Here is a 20,439-nt window from a genome sequence, read left to right as displayed (position 1 = left end):
TAAACGGGGCTTTTTCGTTATTCATATTTTTCGCTAGTTTATCAAGACATAGATTTACGATAGCGACTCACGCCGGCGATGACTGTCTGATCAATTACTCTATCATCGCCTAGCATCATTAGTACAAACAACTGCTCTTCCAGTGTCTTGGTCTGCGTCATACGTCGCTCAAGCAATTCCGTTGCACCCATATCGATAACCACAAAATCCGCTTCTTTATTTGGCATAAAGTTACCGATTTTATTGTCCAATAATAGCGACTGGGCATTACCCAACGTAATTTGATATAGCCCTTGATGAGCGGATAGTTGATTGCTTTGTAGTTGTTGGATTTTATACGCTTCTGACAGAGTCGTCAGCATCGACAGACTTGTCCCTGCTCCAACGTCAGTGGCGATACTGACACCGGTATAACTTAACGTTTTGGGTAAATTAAATAGTCCACTACCCAAAAACAGATTGGACGTCGGACAGTGTGATATCTGCGTACCAGTCGCACGCAGACGCTCATACTCAGATATTTCAAGGTGAATACCATGTGCCAAGGTGGTGCGTCGACCCAGTAAACCCATCGTATCATAGACATCGAGATAGCCTTTATGAGTGGGATACAGTTGTTTCACAAAGGCAATCTCATCACGGTTTTCTGCTAGATGCGTCTGCAGATAAACACTCTCGTAACTGGCATACAGCTCACCTGCCATTTGTAGTTGCTTGGGTGACGAGGTAATGGCAAATCTTGGCGTAATAGCCACATGCTGACGTCCGCGCTCATGCCAGTTATCAATGATGTTTTGGGTATCTCGAATGCCTTGCTCAGCAGGCACACACAAGTTATCAGGCGCATTTTGATCCATCAGTACATTACCTGTGATCATACGAGTATTGAGCTTGTGGCTTTCCGTAAAAAATGCGTTCACTGATTCAGGGTGGCTGGTAGAAAATACCATGGCGCTCGTCGTACCATTGGCTAGCAACTGCTTTAAAAAGAACTGTGCCGTATCATGTGCTACTTTCGGATCGCCAAAATTGGCCTCAGTGACGAAAGTATAATTATTAAGCCAATCAAGTAATTGCTCACCGTAAGCAGCAATCATATCTACTTGCGGATAATGCACATGAGTATCGATAAAGCCTGGCATGATAAGTTTGTCGCGATAGTCATGTACTTTGACTACTAACTGTCCTGCTTGCTCAGAGGCATTAGTATATTTCGCTAATATTGTCTCATTATGACCATACTCTACAATGCATCCTGTCACATCATCTACGACAAGCGCACCATCGGCGATATATTCAGGATAAACCCCTACACCTTCAATCACTGGTAGCAACGTAATGTCTCGTTCCACAGCTAATGTCTGTGAATTATCAGAGGTTGTACGCTCAGTACGATCGCTTTCGGTCAAATAGTGTAGCAGTCGAGCTTGATAGATATGTAGGGTCATTCGTAGATCTCACAATGGCTTGGTAGTCCTGAGCGTTTCGATAAATAGTACTGAGTGCTTTAATAATTTAATAACAAGTATAAAAATTATACGGAGTGAACCGTTCAAGAAATAGCTTGATGATATTGCTGTAGGAGCTGTGCCACGATAGAAACTGCCACTGCCATCGGCTCTTTTCCACCAATTTGTAATCCAATCGGCATGACTAACTGATTCACCAGTTGCTCACTGTAGCCACGCTGCATCAAACGATCTCTAAAACGCTTGGCTTTGGTTGCCGAGGCAATGCAACCTATGTAAGGTATCAAAGTATTTGAACATTGATCGTCAGATGAGCTAGTGTCAGAAATAGTATCTAATGCCGCCCGTACTAATTCAAAATCAACACTATGGTCATGAGTCATAACCAGAATAAAACGCTGACCACCCTGCTCGATAAATGGGCGCACAAAATCTACAGGCTCATCATCAATATGCGGACGGATATGCGCTGGTAAGTTATAAAGTGTGGATTGATTAGTATTAGATTCATCAACTAAGTAACGCTTAAACATCTCTGGGCGACTGTCCACCCAATCTACCTGACAAGGTAGCTCTGCGAGAATGGTCATTAGCGCTGATGCCACATGTCCTGCCCCAAACACTAGTACTGACATCGGCGGCGTTACATTGAAGCATTCGAACATAACGGTGACGCTACCGCCGCAACACTGTGCCAACTTTGCACCTAGCGGGTAGTGCTTGGTGTAGACAGCATCACGGCGCACTGCTTTAGAAGGTATTAACGTGCTTTCACCGTCAGTTTCAGCGACTTTTGGTTTTACTTCTTTTGATACTGTGGCTGCTATTTCACCGTTCAGTAGTTGCCGTGCCGTATTGATAACATCGTGCTCTAGGCCGCCGCCGCCCAAGGTGTCTACGATGCCATCTTGCGTGACGATCATCTTTGCCTGTAGCGCTCGAGGTGCAGATCCATTTACGGCTACGACTGTCGCCAACACGTGAGCCACGCCTCGCTGCTGATATCGCGCTAGACCTTCATACCAGATCACTGGCGGTGCTAATGACTCACTCACTGTGCGCAGGACCTCTTGCCCCTGCGACATTCGGATGCTCTATCGCTTCTGGCTGCTCATCGGTTTGTTTGCCTGCCACCTCTTTTGGATCGATATCTTTGGCATGACGCACGTCTTGCGGCATTGCTTTGTCGTTGTATAAGTCGCTATTTTCTTCTGCGTTTTTGACTAAACTATCAACCGTATCTGTATCTGCTTTAGTTTCTAAATCCCAAGGCGTACCTTGCATACGCATGACTGCTTTTAATACCGCTTCTGGCGTCGCAGGCATGGTCAACTCTGGATTCTTTTTATACTCACCTAGGCTCGCGACCGCATTATTGAGGGCGCACCAAACACTGGCTGCCAGCATAAACGGCGGCTCGCCCACTGCTTTAGAGTTATAAATAGTCTGTTCTTCATTTTTGCGATCGTACAATTTGACATTCCACTGCTTAGGCAAGTCATGCGCAGTTGGGATTTTATAATTGGCAGGACTATCAGATGCGAGTTTTCCTTTATCATTCCAGATCAGCTCTTCTGCCGTGAGCCAACCCATACCTTGCATAAAACCACCTTCAATCTGGCCAATATCAATTGCAGGGTTGATCGATTGTCCCGCGTCATGTAATACATCACAGCGCAGTACTTTGTACTCACCTGTCAACGTATCAATCTCCACCTCAGCACAGGCAGCACCTAACGCAAAGTAGAAGAACGGACGTCCCCATGCTTTAGAGCGATCATAAAATATCTTAGGCGTTTTATAGTAGCCAGTAGACGACAAGCTGATACGGTTCTGGTACGACAGTTGAATCATTTCAGCAAAAGTCAGTGTTTCTTTATCGCCAATATAGACATGGTTCTTTTCAAAACGTATGTCTTCTTGCGCTACGTCGAAATGCTCAGCGGCAAATTCAAGTATGCGAGCTTTAATGCTTAGACAAGCGTTCTGTGCTGCCTTACCATTAATATCTGTCCCTGATGACGCGGCAGTTGGTGAAGTGTTAGGCACTTTGTCTGTACGTGTCGCTGATACCTTGACCGTGTCCAAATCAACATCAAATTCATTGGCAACAATTTGGGCGATTTTAATATATAACCCCTGCCCCATCTCCGTACCGCCGTGATTGAGATGGATACTACCATCAGTATAAATATGTACCAATGCACCCGCCTGATTGAGCGTCTGCACTGTAAATGAAATACCGAATTTTACTGGCGTCAACGCAAGACCCAAACGTTTATCACTGCCTTCAGCGGCAGCTTTTTGATTGGCTTCTAGGATTTGTTGACGGCGGTTGTCATAATCGCAATCATCTGCCAACTTGGTCATGATTGTCGCCAAATCGAAATGCTCAATGGTCTGACCGTAATGAGTGCTTTGACCATCTTGATACAAGTTTGCCAAGCGCACTTTTAGCGGGTCTTGCCCCAAGGTATACGCAATATGATCCATCATATATTCAGCAGTCATCAGGCCTTGCGGACCACCAAACCCTCGATAGGCAGTATTGGATACAGTATGCGTTTTGCAGCGATGCCCCGCAACATGAGCAGCTGGGTAATAGTAGGCATTATCACAATGGAACATCGCTCTATCAACGATGGCATCAGACAAATCTGGTGCATAGCCACACAAGCCAGCCAATTGCATATCGACGCCCAATATACGACCAGACTCGTCTAAACCGACTTCGTAACGGTTGGCAAACTCATGACGCTTACCTGTCACGACCATGTCATCTTGACGATCTAGACGCATACTAACAGGAACGTTATAACGCTTCACCACGATACCGCACAGACATGACCATGCAGCAGCTTGCGTCTCTTTTCCACCAAACCCGCCACCCATACGGCGCACGACTGTGTTTACCGCATGAAATGGCAAATCCGTTACTTCGGCGACCAGCTGCTGTACTTCGCTTGGATGCTGTGACGACGTGTACACCTCTAGTCCGCCATCATCGCAAGGCACGACATAAGATACTTGGCCTTCGAGATAAAAGTGCTCTTGCCCACGCATATGAATATGACCTTCAATGCGAACCGGTGCGTTCTCAAGCGCAGTCGCCGCGTCACCACGCTTCATAAAATGACTCGGACGCACAAACAACTCTTGCTCTAACGCTTTATCAATACTCAGTACCGCTGGCAATGGCTCATATTCAACCACTGCCTTGGTAGCCGCTTTTTTGGCAGCGCGATGGCTGGTCGCCACCACCACAAATAGCGTTTGACCCACATACTCTGTGATGTCATCCACCATAAGTGGCTCACCATCAAACACCGCACCGATATCTGTTTTCGCTGGTAAATCTTTGAAGCTTAGAACGTCTACCACCCCATCCGCATCTCTGACAGCGCTCAAATCCATACTCAATACACGTGCGTGAGCGTGGCTACTTTTACCTACTGCCAGATGCAATGTACCTTGCGGTTTTGCAATATCATCTACATAAGTCGCCGTCCCCATGACATGGCTAATCGCACTATCATGCTTAGCCGAGGTGCCAATTTTGTTTTTTGGCGGACGCACGCGGCGGATACTATAACTGTCAAATAAGGACGAATGATGGCTCATGGCAGATCTCTTCTATTAGTACGCTTTGATTAATGCTCTTTTTACTTTTGGCAAATGTAGCGATTAGGCCGTATTAGCAGTCTACAACTCTGCTAATTAAGCGGTCTCGGTCTGTCTACCTGCTACCAACTGCTTGCCGCACTTTACCAGTAGACGCTTTACCACATGTGAGCGATATTCACGGCTAGCTCTAACATCAGTCATAGGCGTAACGTCTGCAGACAAGACTTGTGCTGCTTGCTCAAAACTCGCAACTTCAGCCGCTTGCCCAATGAGCGCTTGCTGACAGGTTGTGGCTAATAACGGTATGGCAGCCATGCCGCCAAGTCCAAGCTTTGCATTCTCTATCATCATGCCATCTGCTGATACATCGATTCGCGCAGCCAATAGACACGCTGAAATATCATCTTCGTAGCGTTTGCTAATTTTATGAATAAATAAGTGTTGATTGTCATGCATCAGAGGAATATGGATAGCGACTACGTAACTGCCTGCTTGCAGTTTGGTCTTTTTATAATCTAAGAAAAATTCTGATAAAGGTATGATCTCATCCGTATAAACCGAATCACTATTATCTAAATCGTTACCTGACTCTTTAGAATTAGAAGCACAATGACGCAGGTGTATGGACGCATCTAATGCTAATAAAATCGGTGGCAAGTCACCAATCGGCGATGCGTTGGCTATATTGCCGCCGATGGTGCCCATATTACGAATTTGCGGAGAAGCAATACGCTCAAATACTTGCGCAAAGCTTGGAAAGTATTGCTCAAGCACAGGCAACATTTGCTGATAGCTCATACCAGCACCCAGTACTAGTGATTGGCTAGAAGCTTGCTCGTTATCTGACCTTTCATTGCTTGAGTCAGACTTTGCGTCAAGTAATGACCATGACTTTAGTGCCTCAACACCTGAAAGTTGGATAATCACCTCGTGATCCACCAAATGTTGGGTTACACTCAATCCCAAATCCGTACCGCCTGCCCAAATCGTAGCTTGTGGATTGGCAGCTAATACCTGATTAAGCTCATCTAGTGACTTGGGCATATATAACTGTCGCCCAGCATCATTAAGTGCAGCTGCCATACCATTCGGCTCTTCATTCTTTAACTCAGTTGACACGTTTTCAGATACTGCTGATTCTTTTATACTACGCATCGCGTCTGTGGCTAGACTGATAGTCAAGTCTTTCACCGCTGAATGCTCTGCTTCTCTCTGCTGACCGATATCACTCATCAATAGGCCCGCCTCGATAATCGGACGATAACCTGTACAGCGACATAGATTGCCAGAGATTGAAGCAACCACCTCATCATAGCTTAGTTGCTTGGCATCGCCCTGATTTGCTGCTTCTAGACTTGTCTGTATACGATTGTTTTCGTAAACGCAAGCTAGCGACATCACAAACCCAGGCGTACAAAAACCGCACTGTGATCCGTGACATTCAACCATGGCCTGCTGCGCTGGATGCAGCAGAGCACGTTCTGGATGATGTTCTGGATTATCTGCTAAATAAGAAGCCGTCATCAGATGATAACCATTCATGAGCGACACTAGCGTAATACAGGAGTTAATCGTATAGAACGGTGGCGTCACATTTTTTTCGTCGCCATTTTCATCATTAAGCACTTGCTGGCTAGCGTTAGGCAGGCGCTGAACCATCACAGTACAGGCACCGCAATCACCACTACCACAGCCTTCCTTCGTATCCGTTTGGCCTTCATGCAATCGTAGATACTCAAGCACCGTCGTATTAGGGTTAAGCTGGGTTAGCTCGTGGCGTTTCCCATTTAAGTAAAAACTAATCATAGCAAGACTCGGCTAAAATAAAATAATGAAGATAAGCATAAGGCTTAAGGAGTTTGACGGCTTAAATGCTGAACGTAAGCACTTGGTTTACATCATGCTGCAACCTTTTAAGTACGGTTATTCTGTTTTATTTGCTAATACATTCTTAAGAGATAAAAAAATCAGCACAGCGCACTTTTTATATCAGGTAAATCGGTTGCAAATATCAGCAAGCATCGAACAATTTTGTTAGAAAACTCGTACTATAGGATACTTGACTATTTGGTCAGCTTTCAACATATTATCACTATTCTTATTTATAACACAACCCGTTAAAATGCCTATAGATACTATCGAACAGTTAGCAAATAATTGGTGAATAACTTAAATCTAGGGGAATATCTATACGGTTTGTAGATTTTATTAATTACTCAGCCACTCAAAACCAGACACTGTTTTTATAAATATTTCTAATTTTATACATAGTGAATAATAAAGCTGAGCGTTAGATAAGCCGTACTCCAAACAGTGAGATAGCTTGCATAATAGCTTGCGTAAAAACAGTGTCAAATACATATATCGCCTTTAAATTGCTATGAGCAGCTGATTTTTATATATAATGTCTGCAAATAAGCCCGACTCTTCACTACTATTATTTCTAATGATGGATAATCGTGACATATCGTTGGGCTAGCATCGTTTTTGAGATATTACTATGAAGTCATTTGCCTTTACCTATTTGCTAGTGGCAACGATGTTGTTAGGAGGTTGTCAATCGTTTCAATTCGTTGACAGTCCTATCCCCGTGAAGCCCGCCCCTATTAAGCTTGTTACTCCATAAAAATCCTAGCACTTAATAGCACTGATCGCTCAATAAAAATTGGCGCAAAAAAAAGCAGACATCAATAATGTCTGCTTTTTTATTCGATCGCTCTGTCGGTTCTAGCTGTTTTTATAGCTTAGCATCAGCTGGTTGATGCTTAATAATCGTTTTGGCCAGATGATCACCAAACCAAATAGCAGTATCAATATCGCCCGAACCTGGTGTCTCTTCAGGTGGGCCATCAAGCGACTGAGTCATTAGACCCAAAAAGCTAGACAGACGGTTCAAATCATGAGCCTCATGACCTGTCGGCATCAATGGCAAACCAATCCAGTTCATACCATGTTGCATGGCATATAGAGAAATCTGCTGCAATACAGCAAGTTTATCACCGCTCAAGCCACCCGAATTGGCAAACGCTGCTGCCCACTTACCTTCCCATTTACGATGATACCAACGCTTAGATGTCTCATCCATAAAGGTCTTAAACTCAGCCGTCACGCTACCCATATACACTGCGCTGCCAAAAACCAGCAAATCTGCCTGATCTAAATAATCCCAATCAACATCATAAACATCGACAGCTTTGGCTTGCGCTTCTGGCAATTGCTGATGCGCACCTTGTACTATCGCCTCAGCGACACGCTTGGTATGCCCATAATTACTATGGAAGATAACAGCGATTGAGACATTAGGCGCGTTATCAGTAGATGTAGAGGTGTTAGACGATTTAGCAGGTGTATTCATACGTACTCTAATAATAAATAATTGGTTGAATATAAACTTACAAAATATTGGATACTTAGCCACAATCGATAGTTAGTGGCCTCACTTTCACAATAAATGCTTATCGATAGCTCAAGCTCTTAAGCTTTCAGGCGATACAATAGAATCGAGCCGAGCAACGTTTCTTTGAGTCAATTTAACTGGCAGAAATATCAATGTTGATGGAGCAATCGCATAGTCTTTAATTACACTGTCTTTAACTGCACTGTCTTTAATTACATAGTCTCTATACGTCAGCGTATACATACCAGTATATATGCGACGACCTTCATTGAATTCAAGCCCATTGTATCAGACGTATTTTTGTTTTTAAGTTATTTATTAAAGTCTGGCTAATCAGATCACATATACTTTTAATATATTTTGTATAAATGGGTCAGTCGCGTTAACTGATAATGTGACACAAAAAAATTCCTGATACCTAATAAATCTATAATTATCAGCACTATAGATAACTATTGATATAAGGTCATATACACAGCGGTTTATTTATTCCATATCATCATATACTAATTCTACTTTTTCTAACCACTTCGTATTTACATTGATAACGATAGGATTATGATGTAGCGCTTCTTACTGCTTAAACAAATTAACAGAAATACAGTTTCCAATTCTGCAAACCTGCGTAACTATACTCATATAAATTCTTATAAAAATAATATCTGATAACATCATCGGATAAGGAAGCTATTACCTTGACTACTCTCGTTCAACCTGTAAACGACACAAAAGATCCTATCATCAGAGATGATCTGGCGTTAAATGCACCGCAAAAACCCTTAATTATGGGTGGTGGCATCGTAGGATTGATGGTGCTTGCGTACCTACTGGTCACTCAACATATCTCTCAATCATTGCTACTTGGCATAGGTCTTTTGTTAGGTTATACCCTTTTTCATGCCCGCTTTGGCTTTACCTCTGCTTTTAGACGTATGATGGCAGTGGGCAACGGTCAAGCGATGCGCTCTCACATGCTAATGTTGGCGGTTGCTGTCACGCTGTTTGCGCCAATCCTTGCTTATGGCACGACGCTATTTGGCGGTCCTGTCGCAGGTTATGTCGCGCCATTAGGGGTCAGTCTAGTCGTAGGCGCATTTGTATTTGGTATCGGCATGCAGCTTGGTGGCGGCTGTGCCTCTGGTACGCTCTATGCGGTAGGCGGTGGACGCTCTGTTATGTTCATCACCTTTATCTTCTTTATAGTGGGCGCCACGATTGGTGCTTATCACTTGCCATTTTGGACAGAAGAAATGCCTGCTTATGCACCTTTCTCTTTGGCAACCTCTACAGGTCTTGGTTATACAGGGGCATGGCTGGTGTCGCTGGCCATATTCGGCATTATCGCATGGGTAACATTAGTCGTTGAGAAAAAAAGAAACGCACCGAAGATGGCGCCCGTGCCTTCTGAGTCTGGCTGGAAACGAATTTTTCGTGGCTCTTGGCCGCTATTTGCTGCCGCAATCGTCTTGGCTTTACTTAACGGTCTGACATTACTTACACGTGGTCAACCGTGGGGCATTACCTCGGCATTTACATTATGGGGCTCTAAAATTGCAAGCGGCTTTGGCATGAATGTGGCAAGCTGGGGCTATTGGCAAGGTGCTAATGCAGCAGCGCTTGAGGCCTCTATCTTTGCTGACTCAACCACTGTATTGAATATTGGCATCATCATTGGCGCATTTATCGCCTCTGCTGCGGGTGGTTTGTTCAAGTTTACTAAGATTACTGCTGGTAACTTTGCAGCATCGGTCATTGGCGGATTGATGATGGGATATGGCGCGCGTCTCGCGTTCGGTTGTAATATCGGCGCTTATTTCGGTGGTATCGCTTCTTTTAGCTTACATGGTTATATCTGGGGCATACTAGCAATGGCAGGTACGTTCTTGGCACTGTATTTACGTCCTTTATTTGGTTTATCAGTACCAAAATCTAGCGACTCCGTTTGCTAATACAAATGTCGTGTTGATACAGACCTTGTATTAATACAAATGTAGCATTCAAATAAAAAAACAGCAGAATAATCTGCTGTTTTTTTATTGTTTATCACTTTGTTTCTACTATTCATTATTATATAGTCAAAGAAATCTAAAACAGCTACAAGGCAGCCGACCGTAGATTGTACATATAGTACATCTAGGGAGGGTAACACCGTAGCGGTTTAGTAGTTCGCTGACTATAAAGCTGCTAACGACGAACGATGACCAGTGCCATCCGACCCGTTGCAGGTTGCTGCATATGAGTCTGACGGCGATACGAGTAATAGTGAGTATCAGCGTAACTACAGTCAACAGGTAAGTCATTCATGACTGTAGCACCAGCAGCTTCTAACTGCATGGCAGCAAGCTTCGGTAAATCCAACTTTATCTTGTCATCATAAGACGATATAGAAAATAGCGACACAAAGTTATCGATATGTGCCTGTGATAACGTCTGGTTAGCTATACACCCAGATAATAGTTTATCGCGAACGTCTGTATTTACTTCATAGTTTTCCTGACTGATACAAACGCCTATCCAAGCTTGTATAGGGCCTGAATCGGTAAAGCGATTAACAGTTTCTTGTATCACACCGCAGGCCAATCCTTGCCAGCCTGCATGAATCGCTGCGATTTTGCCACTGGTAGGTTGATATAACACGATAGGCACACAATCTGCCGTCATGATTGCCAGACCGCGACCATTTTGTTGACTGACCATCGCATCAGCAGACAGTGGCGCCATATTCAGTGTAGTAGCATCGACATCATGAATATGTTTACCATGAACCTGACTGACCCAATGTAAGCGATTAATAGCCTCATGCTGCTTATTTTGTGCAGACTTATCTGTCAGTTGCTCATTGATAGCAGCCAATAGACTCATGCGGTTATCTAATACTTGTAGTGCATTATCATTGACATGCAGACCTAGATTTAGCTCGCCGTAATTTGACTGACCCTCATACCCTGTACGCTGGTTTTTAGCAGCAGAATCATCAATATCATCATACACAAAAGCAGCCGTCTGAAAAACAGCCACATCATCAATTTGCGCAATCATTGTCATCGGGAACGTGTTCGTCATGGCTGCTCGCTCTCACCTCTCATCTAGTAAACGTTAGCGTTTACTCTTCATAATAACCGTCGCTTAGTACTGCCATGAGTTTTTGCATGTCTTCAGGTAGTGGCGTCGTTACTTCAATGTCTTCACCTGTCGTCGGATGCACAAATCCTAACGTATAGGCATGCAATGCTTGGCGCGGGAAATTATTGATAGCTTGGCGCTGAGCCTCTGTCAATCCAGAGCGCAACTGACGACGTCCACCATAGACACGATCACCGACTAATGGATAAGTAATATGACTTAGATGCACACGAATTTGATGCGTACGTCCAGTCTCAAGCCCCACATCTAGTAGACAGTAGTTTTCGTTCAATGGTGTGACATTTAGTAGATGCGTTACCGCTTCGCGGCCAGCGGTCATCACCGTCATTTTAGTACGCTGATTGCGATGTCGGCCAATCGGCGCATCGATACGACGATGACGAGATAAGCTTGCTTGGTCCCCTGCCACCACACACTTATAGTGACGATAAACAGACTTGTCTTTTAGTTGTTCCATCAGTGCCATCTGAGCAGGTTTGGTTTTGCCAATCAATAGCAACCCAGAGGTGTCTTTATCAATACGATGCACGAGACCTGCACGCGGTAAATGATGCTGCTGAGGATAATGATATAGCAATGCATTGACCAAAGTGCCGTTTTGATTACCCGCGCCTGGGTGAACCACCATACCGACAGGTTTGTTGATTACCAATACGTCGTCGTCTTCATAGACAACATCGATATCTATATTTTCTGGTTGGTCTTCGCCATGCTGCTGTAACGTCGTTGATAGATGCAATACGTCATCTGCTTTGACACGGACTTTCGGTTTTTGAACACTGCCGTTATAGAGCAAACTGCCGTCAGTAATCCAGTTCTGGAGTTGCACACGTGAAAAGTCTGAAAACGCTTGTGAGGCGACCTTATCAATACGCAGACCAGCTTGATCTTCTGTGACCACATGCGTCATATCTACAATCACTGGTACAGCTTGACCCGCTACTGGGGCTTCATCGTCGTCGCCGTCCATGTCGCTGTCATCAATATCATTATCATCAATGTCGCTATCGTTCAGATCATTACCATCATCGATGAGCAACTCTTCATTATCAAGCGCATCATCATGCACTTGCTCACTCATCATTGGTTGATTATCAGGTAGCTCATTATTGTTCAAAACATCATTTGGCATTGGTGACTCTTGTGCTGATGAATCAGTATCTAGCGATTGATTCGGTGATAAATTGGTAGTCATGGCATCATTATTCATAGCGGATTGATACATTGATACGTGGCAAAGCCCCTGACAGTATTTTGTGAGGTGACTTCGAAGATAGTATTATAAATAGCAGTATAAAAAATTGTCGTTTTTTGATTATCGTTTTTTGCCTATAAGTAGCAGATAACCATCTTCAAGGTACAAAAAAGCGAAGACAACACCGCTCTAGTGTATCATGTTGCACGCATAAGCCCTATAGAAGCTGCATGCTATCTGTTAATTTTTGAGCATACCTTTGGGCTGTAAGATGCATCGCTTAAATCTCTAGAACATGACATTGCTGTAATTTACTGTATATTTACTCATGCTAGCGACATTCGATATCGCTCGTGACAGCCGCTCATGTTAAACTGCCTATACAATATAGATGGCGAAAAAATAGACGTAGCAAATGTTATTCTATAAAGTATAGTCATGTTTTGCTGTATGCTATGGCACTGTATGCGAATGCCGTACTTAGATACAGTATAAAAATAGCATTGGACTTTGTTGACCGTGTTTGCCATTTAAGCCGTTTGATTATGGTTAAATGCATGTGGTCTATGACTGGCTTATTATACAAGCACTATGTATCAAACCCAATCTATCAGTACAATACGTCATAACAAAAACTGCATTCGATAAAAAATTTTTGCTGGTGGATCGCTGACTATTTAGCGTCGTTTTTTATCACTAACCTTTTATATAGCATGATAGCGCCGCTGCTATTATGCGTCTTGTGTCGGAGAAGAAGTATGCAAGCTGTTGGCAATACGTTTATCAAACTGTCCTCAATAACCCTACTGGCGCTTAGCGTCAACCTAGTGGGTTGCCAGACTTTCAAAAATCTAACTGGCGCCAAAGATGGTGAGGCAGTAGAAACAGCTGAAAAATCAGAGCAAGGATATTATAACGAGGCCGTCAATCAGATTGACAAAGGTCACTATATCCAAGGTATCGAAGAGCTGACCAATCTGCGCACATTCTACCCAACCGGACAGTACGCTGAACAAGCCTTGCTTGATATGATGTATGCACAATATGAAGGCGACAAGTATGAAATGGCGGCAGCAAGTGCTGAGCAGTTTATCCGTCTCTACCCGTCTAACCCACAAGTCAGCTACGCCTACTATGTGCGCGGCGTTGCCAATATGGAAGGTTCATCTGAGAGCCTAAAGCTCTTTAAGCTGAACCAAGCTGAGCGTGATACTGCGTATTTGCGTATTGCCTTTGCCAACTTCCAAGAGCTTATCAATAAATATCCAAACAGCCCGTATGCACCAGATGCCGCTCAGCGTATGACGTTCATCTATAACCAGTTTGCTGAGAGCGAAATGAGCGCAGCCAATTGGTATATCGAGCGTGAAGCTTATGTAGCAGCGGTTAACCGTGCCAAATGGGTATTCCAGTACTACCCGCTGAGTGAGTCAACCCCAGATGCTCTTGCGGTATTAGCTTATAGCCATGAAAAACTTGGTCTAAACGATTTGGCCAATGAGTACAAAACGCTGTTGCAGATCAACTACCCAGAAATGCTAACCAGCAACGGTAGTGTGAAATTAAGCACCAAACGTGACCGTACTTGGCTCAATAAGATTACCTTTGGCAAGCTTGGTCGTTCGAACACGACTGACAAATCAGTCGCATCTGGCGAGTATAATGGCGCCACTAAGACACAAATGATTCGTAATGCAGCACAGTTGAGACTAGCAGGAACAAACACGACGCCTGCTAATACTCCAGTCGCCAATAATGCTGCTGCACGTAATGGTATCAGCGTAGGCTTAGGTCTACCTGAAGCGTCAGCTGAGCGCGTGACCAGTCAATCAAGCACTGGCTCAACTGCACGAGAAGCCAACGTCGATCCCCTAAATACCAATCCAACACGTCGCACTACGCTAAATGACGACAGTGTGAGTGATATGGATAATAATTGATTACGTGAAGTCTTTTAGCCTAGCTAACACAGTCTGTATTCATTGATAATAAGGTCAACATTATGTTGGCCTTATTTTTCTAGCAGTACCTTATTACCTCTGCCCCAACATAATCGACCTATGGTAAACTGTTTTTTGTATGAGCATTCCTAACCATATTCTTGAACAATTAAATAGCCAAGCTGACCTGATCAGCATCATTGGTAAACACACCACGCTTAAACGCGCTGGTAGTGAATATAAAGGCTGCTGCCCTTTTCACGGTGAAAAATCGCCTTCCTTTTATGTCAATCCACAAAAAAACATCTATCACTGCTTCGGCTGTAGCGTCGGTGGCAATGCCATCAGTTTTTTGCGTGATTATGAGAATTTGACATTCATTGAAGCGGTCAATGAACTATCAAAACAAACAGGCATTGAAGTACCTAAAGAAGAGCAGCAAAACGTTAGTTATCAACGTCGCGCACCCAAACCTATTGCACCGCCGCCACTTCACAATGTGCCTAGCCCAACTGTAGAACATAGCAAAGTAAGCCAAGACGGTACAAATCAAGACAACCATCAAAATAATCGTCAAGACATTTATCAAGACAATCATCAAAACAATGTTGCCCAAAGTGACCAAAACTACATAGACCAGCCCAGTTACGATGACAATCAGGGCTATGAGAATTTTCCACCGTTAGAGGCGTATGATTCAGCGTCCTATTCGATGGACTCGTATTCCTCCGAGCCGTATTTGCCAAACCATGCAGACGACAGTGGCTATCCGCCAGCATGGTTGACAGATACGGATGCTAGCACTGGTATGCAGGACACTCATGGTATTGAACAAAGCGATGATAAAGATGGCAATCTATATGAGCTACTAGAGCAAATCCAGCAGTTCTATCAGCACAATTTGACCACGCATCCCCATGCCAAGCACTACTTTTTATCACGCGGTATCACCGAAGACATCTTTGAGACCTTTGGTCTGGGCTATGCGCCATTTGGCTGGCAGCATCTTGAACATCAATTTCCGCAGGATATTGAGGGTCTAAAAGCCTTAGGATTGGTACGTCAGTCAGAGTCTGGCCGCGACTACGATCTATTGCGCGACCGAGTCATCTTCCCAATTCGTGATAACCAAGGCCGCACTATTGGTTTTGGCGGTCGGGCGCTCGATGACGAAGTAAAGCCTAAATATATCAACTCCTCAGACTCGCCCGTCTTTCATAAGCAGCATGTACTGTATGGCTATTATGAATCACGTCAGCAGCGTGCAGACAGTTGGCTGGTGGTCGAAGGCTATATGGATGTGATCGCCCTGTATCAAGCAGGTATCTATGGGGCAATCGCCTCGATGGGTACAGCAATTAATGAAAGCCAAATATCGCGTCTACTGACACTCAATCCAACGCTTACCTTGAGCTTTGATGGAGATAGTGCAGGCCAAAAAGCCGCTTGGCGTACACTTGAAGTTGCGCTGCCTGTATTGGCCGATGACAAAGAGCTACGGTTTTTAACCCTGCCGAACAATCATGATCCTGATACTTTTATTAAGAGTCAGGGCAGCGATGCCATGCGTGAGCAAATCGCTAATGCCATGCCGCTATCGCAGTATATTTTTGCGTACTTGAGTGAGCGTTATGACATGAGTCTGGCTGAAGGCAAAGCCAAGCTCATGTCTCAAGTACGCTCGCTGACGACTGCCTTGCCCAAAGGCAGTAGCTTTCGCTATTTGCTCAACAATGATGTTTATCAAAAGCTTGGCGGTAAACGCAGTCAGAATGTCGAGGCCAAAGATGCGCTGCTAGATTTTGATGGTGATATGACCATCAGTCAGCAATTGCAGCTTTGCTTTTTGTTTCAGCCGCGCGCGTTAATCGACGACCCTATTGAGTCGATTTGGCAACAGTCAGGAATTAATGGCTTACACTTACCTGCTCATATCAAACAAAAAGCATCGCCTGATACACTGCGTCCGCTTGCGTGGGAAGACTTGCAAGATGCGGCTCTGCTAGACATCGTAAGCACCATCAAGCGCTGTCTTAATTACCTACCAAAAGATGTCAATGCAGCGGCGCATTTTATCTTATCAAACGTAAAGCCTGCGACCCAAGACATGCTCAGCCGTAACTGGGGCGGCTTCTATAAAGCGCTAACCGCACGCAATATTTTGGGGCTTGATGGCCTAATCGAAGAGCTAGTCAGCCAGCTGCTTGAGCGCAACATGAAGAAAAAAATACAAGAGCTGATACAGAACCCTGATCATATTAAGCTTGCGATCGTCCGTAAACAAACCCAATTATTGAATGATTGGCTACGCGCACAGCAGGCAGAGCAATCTGCCCAGATGGTCACTGTGCAGTCTTAATGTTTAATTTCAAATGTTGACCCTTTAAAAGTCTAGCAGCTGCCCCCACTACTAATGATTATGCCCAGTAGCATGAGTCGCTCCCAAATCATTTAGCTGATGGCAAATAATCAGTAAAAAATGGTCGGTAGCTATCACTAGCTCGTGCTTGACGACTGTGGTCTGTGTTAAACTGTGTCGCTGTATATTGACAGCACTGCTTGGTGAATGATTGTGAGCATGCATCGTTAAGCACAAATTTTAGGTATTATTTTTACGTATCAGCTTTTAGATACTATTTTTGAGTATTAAATTTTAAGTACTATATTTTTTTAGGTACTGTATTGAAGTCTTTTTAGCTTTTCTAATTTTTAGCTGTTTATCAGCATTGTTATTGTAGTGTTTTGAGCCTTTATTCATATCAACTCATTTTTGATATTATTGACAACCTCTACGCCATATTTTGATCAATCGATTGATAAGATCAACGCAAAGAGCGAGCGATAGCGAGTCACAATATAAAAATGTCCGATGCAAGTAAGCGAGTATTTATGAACGATAAGTCAGTTTCTAAGTCCACATCTCAACTGGCCACCTTAATCCAAATGGGCAAAGAGCAAGGGTATCTTACCTACGCTGAGGTGAATGACCAGCTGCCCGACTCTATTACCGAAAGCGATCAGATCGAAGACATTGTGCAAATGCTGACCGATGTCGGTATCAAAATCTTTGAATCAGCTCCTGATGCCGATGACATCTTGATGAACGATGATTCAAGTGATGATGATATGGCAGCAGATGAGGCAGCGGCAGTACTCGCCTCTGTTGAAACTGAGCCTGGTCGTACCACTGATCCTGTACGTATGTATATGCGTGAAATGGGTACGGTTGACCTACTAACTCGCGAAGGTGAGATTGCCATTGCTAAGCGTATCGAAGAAGGTATTCGTGATGTACAGCATGCCATGTCTTACTGGCCTGGTACCGTACAGTTTGTCCTTGACGAGTATCAAAAAGTCCAAGACGGCGAAAAAAAGCTATCTGACGTCATCACTGGTTTCTTAGACCCTGAGACCGAAGAAGACAAAATCGCAGCTCAAGAAGCAAAGGAAGCGGCGAAAGAAGAGCGTGAACGCATCAAAGAAGAAAAAGAAAACCCACCGGTTATCAAAGCTAAGGTCAATGCGAAAGCAGCCGCGCTTGATAATGACGACGAAGATGAAGATGACGTTGAAGACGAAGCTGAAGAAGAAACCAGCGGTCTTGATCCAGAAGAAGTTCGTTTACGCCTAGAAGAGATCGAGCATCTATTTATTAAAGCCAAGCAAGCATTGCTTGATTATGGCCGTGGTAGCGTACAGGCTGATACCGCGTATGCCCTACTTGCTGAACGCTTTATGATGCTAAAGCTAAACAATCGCTTGTCAGACCAAGTCATGGCTATCATGCATGACGTCTACGACGACGTGCGTAAGCAAGAGCGTCAAATCATGCGTTTGGTGATTCGCCGTGGTCGTATGCCGCGCGAAGAGTTCCGTAAGACCTTCCCTAGCAATGAAACCAATGTTGATTGGTTGATTGAACGTATCAAAGGTAAGCCTGCATTTGCTGGTACGCTAGAAAAAGTCACTGATGACGTCATTTTACTTCAACGTCGTATTCGTGATTACGAGCAGCAGCTCGACATGAAAATCCACGACATGAAAGATGTGGCACGTCGTATGGCTGTTGGTGAAGCAAAAGCGCGCCGCGCGAAAAAAGAAATGGTTGAAGCTAACCTACGTTTGGTTATCTCTATCGCCAAAAAATATACCAATCGTGGCCTACAGTTCTTGGATCTTATCCAAGAAGGTAATATCGGTCTGATGAAAGCCGTTGATAAGTTTGAATATCGCCGTGGTTATAAGTTCTCGACCTATGCTACTTGGTGGATTCGTCAGGCGATTACTCGCTCGATCGCTGACCAAGCGCGCACCATTCGTATTCCTGTGCATATGATTGAGACGATCAACAAGATAAACCGTGTCTCACGTCAATTGCTACAAGAAATGGGCCGCGAGCCAACACCTGAGGAATTAGGCGAACGCTTAGAGATGGACGAAGTTAAAGTCCGTAAAGTGCTGAAAATTGCTAAAGAGCCTATCTCTATGGAAACCCCTATCGGTGATGATGAAGATTCGCACCTAGGTGATTTTATCGAAGATGGTACGATTTCAAGCCCTGTTGATGATGCGACTGCTGCTGGTCTGCAAGAAGCGACGCGTGATGTATTGGGTAACCTGACTGAACGTGAAGCGCGTGTCCTAAAAATGCGTTTCGGTATCGATATGCCAACGGATCATACTTTGGAAGAAGTCGGTAAACAGTTCGATGTAACGCGTGAGCGTATTCGTCAGATCGAGGCAAAAGCATTGCGTAAATTGCGTCATCCATCACGCTCTGAGCACTTGCGCTCTTTCCTTGAAAACGACTAAACTCGAAGAGAAATACTGAGCCTAGCTAATAGGTTTCAGATAGTGATTAAAAATAAAAAAGCTGAGTATATCTCAGCTTTTTTTGTGCCTGCTTTTTTAGTTATAGAATTTATTAATCAATGTGCTTATTAATCACTGTGTTTATTAATTGCAATTTTTTTAATTGCAAAGCTGTTTAATTATAAAGATCCTTAATTACCAAGTTTCCTAGTCATAAATCCCTTTAATCCGAGAGCTCCTCGTTCAATATACACCCCTATTTACTTTACCTTCTACTATCTTCTCTTATTCAAAATTATCAAATTATAGATAGACACACTCTTTCAAAAACCACTTTATAGTTGACACTATCAACCTTATTCTATATAGTTGCTTCTATCAACTATATCAAAGAGTTTTTATGTCTAACAATTCATTGAGCGAAACACTACATCAATTGATGCATACCTATACCAATCTACTGCTAGAAGGCATTCGTCAGCAAGGTGTCGAGTTGTCCGTGACTAATATCAGAACCTTAAAAGGTGTCTGTTATAACCCGAATAGCACTGCGCTATCAATCTCTAAACATATACAGCGAGACAAAGCGCAAATCACCCGCGCCTTAAATGATCTATTGGCGGCTGAGCTAATCTTGAAGACAGATAACCCGCTTGATGGTCGCAGCCAATTACTACAGCTGACCTCTAAAGGCGAAGAAGTTATGACAAAGCTTGATGCAGCAGAAGAATGGACAAGACAGCAATTAACGAAAGATTTAAGCCTCGTAGAGCTTGCGTTATTTTTCCGTGTCAGTCGCACCATGATAGATAACGTTAACAACAGCAAGACTATCGATAAATAAGTAAGGACAGATCC

12 protein-coding genes are annotated in these 20,439 nt (G+C 43.8%); 5 read left to right on the top strand and 7 right to left on the bottom strand.

The genetic code is table 11. The annotated features are described in order from the left end of the window. Positions 1–41 precede the first annotated feature (41 nt). The 5 genes from guaD to CXF62_RS13665 form a co-directional block, all read right to left on the bottom strand. Complete coding sequence (gene guaD, locus CXF62_RS13685; protein WP_102094808.1) at positions 42–1,448, bottom strand: guanine deaminase; 1,407 nt, start codon at positions 1,446–1,448, stop codon at positions 42–44. Between the two features lie 104 nt (positions 1,449–1,552). Beyond that, on the bottom strand, positions 1,553–2,524 hold the full coding sequence (locus CXF62_RS13680; RefSeq protein ID WP_102094807.1) for an XdhC family protein: 972 nt from the start codon (positions 2,522–2,524) through the stop codon (positions 1,553–1,555). Then, entirely contained in the window at positions 2,517–5,090 is a 2,574-nt protein-coding gene (gene xdhB / locus CXF62_RS13675; protein ID WP_102094806.1) for a xanthine dehydrogenase molybdopterin binding subunit, read from the bottom strand. The genes CXF62_RS13680 and xdhB overlap by 8 nt, the downstream gene beginning before the upstream one ends. A 96-nt stretch (positions 5,091–5,186) precedes the next feature. Then, positions 5,187–6,899 (bottom strand): xanthine dehydrogenase small subunit, encoded by a 1,713-nt coding sequence (locus tag CXF62_RS13670; protein ID WP_102094805.1) that lies wholly within the window; start codon positions 6,897–6,899, stop codon positions 5,187–5,189. 931 nt (positions 6,900–7,830) lie between these two features. Then, a complete protein-coding gene (locus CXF62_RS13665) occupies positions 7,831–8,448 on the bottom strand; it encodes a flavodoxin family protein (protein ID WP_102092149.1) in 618 nt (205 codons plus the stop codon). A 737-nt stretch (positions 8,449–9,185) separates the two neighbouring features. On the opposite strand from CXF62_RS13665, the gene CXF62_RS13660 reads away from it, so the two are divergent. Further along, on the top strand, positions 9,186–10,439 hold the full coding sequence (locus CXF62_RS13660; protein WP_102094804.1) for a YeeE/YedE family protein: 1,254 nt from the start codon (positions 9,186–9,188) through the stop codon (positions 10,437–10,439). Positions 10,440–10,674: 235 nt separating this feature from the next. On the opposite strand, the gene CXF62_RS13650 is transcribed toward CXF62_RS13660, so the two are convergent. Further along, a complete protein-coding gene (locus tag CXF62_RS13650) occupies positions 10,675–11,553 on the bottom strand; it encodes a purine nucleoside phosphorylase YfiH/LACC1 family protein (RefSeq protein WP_102094803.1) in 879 nt (292 codons plus the stop codon). 40 nt (positions 11,554–11,593) lie between these two features. Next, positions 11,594–12,829 (bottom strand): RluA family pseudouridine synthase, encoded by a 1,236-nt coding sequence (locus tag CXF62_RS13645; RefSeq protein ID WP_228153253.1) that lies wholly within the window; start codon positions 12,827–12,829, stop codon positions 11,594–11,596. Between the two features lie 758 nt (positions 12,830–13,587). On the opposite strand from CXF62_RS13645, the gene CXF62_RS13640 reads away from it, so the two are divergent. The 4 genes from CXF62_RS13640 to CXF62_RS13625 all read left to right on the top strand — a co-directional run bounded on the left by CXF62_RS13640 (position 13,588) and on the right by CXF62_RS13625 (position 20,425). Next, a complete protein-coding gene (locus tag CXF62_RS13640; RefSeq protein ID WP_102094802.1) occupies positions 13,588–14,769 on the top strand; it encodes an outer membrane protein assembly factor BamD in 1,182 nt (393 codons plus the stop codon). A gap of 139 nt (positions 14,770–14,908) precedes the next feature. After that, a complete protein-coding gene (locus tag CXF62_RS13635) occupies positions 14,909–17,128 on the top strand; it encodes a DNA primase (protein WP_102094801.1) in 2,220 nt (739 codons plus the stop codon). Positions 17,129–17,658: 530 nt separating this feature from the next. Next, a complete protein-coding gene (gene rpoD / locus CXF62_RS13630) occupies positions 17,659–19,581 on the top strand; it encodes an RNA polymerase sigma factor RpoD (protein WP_101204784.1) in 1,923 nt (640 codons plus the stop codon). Between the two features lie 400 nt (positions 19,582–19,981). After that, positions 19,982–20,425 (top strand): MarR family winged helix-turn-helix transcriptional regulator, encoded by a 444-nt coding sequence (locus tag CXF62_RS13625; protein WP_102094800.1) that lies wholly within the window; start codon positions 19,982–19,984, stop codon positions 20,423–20,425. The last annotated feature ends 14 nt before the right edge of the window (positions 20,426–20,439 follow it).

The organism is Psychrobacter sp. MES7-P7E (assembly GCF_002863645.1).
Lineage (GTDB): Bacteria > Pseudomonadota > Gammaproteobacteria > Pseudomonadales > Moraxellaceae > Psychrobacter.
This window is presented reverse-complemented; position numbering and strand designations above follow the sequence as displayed.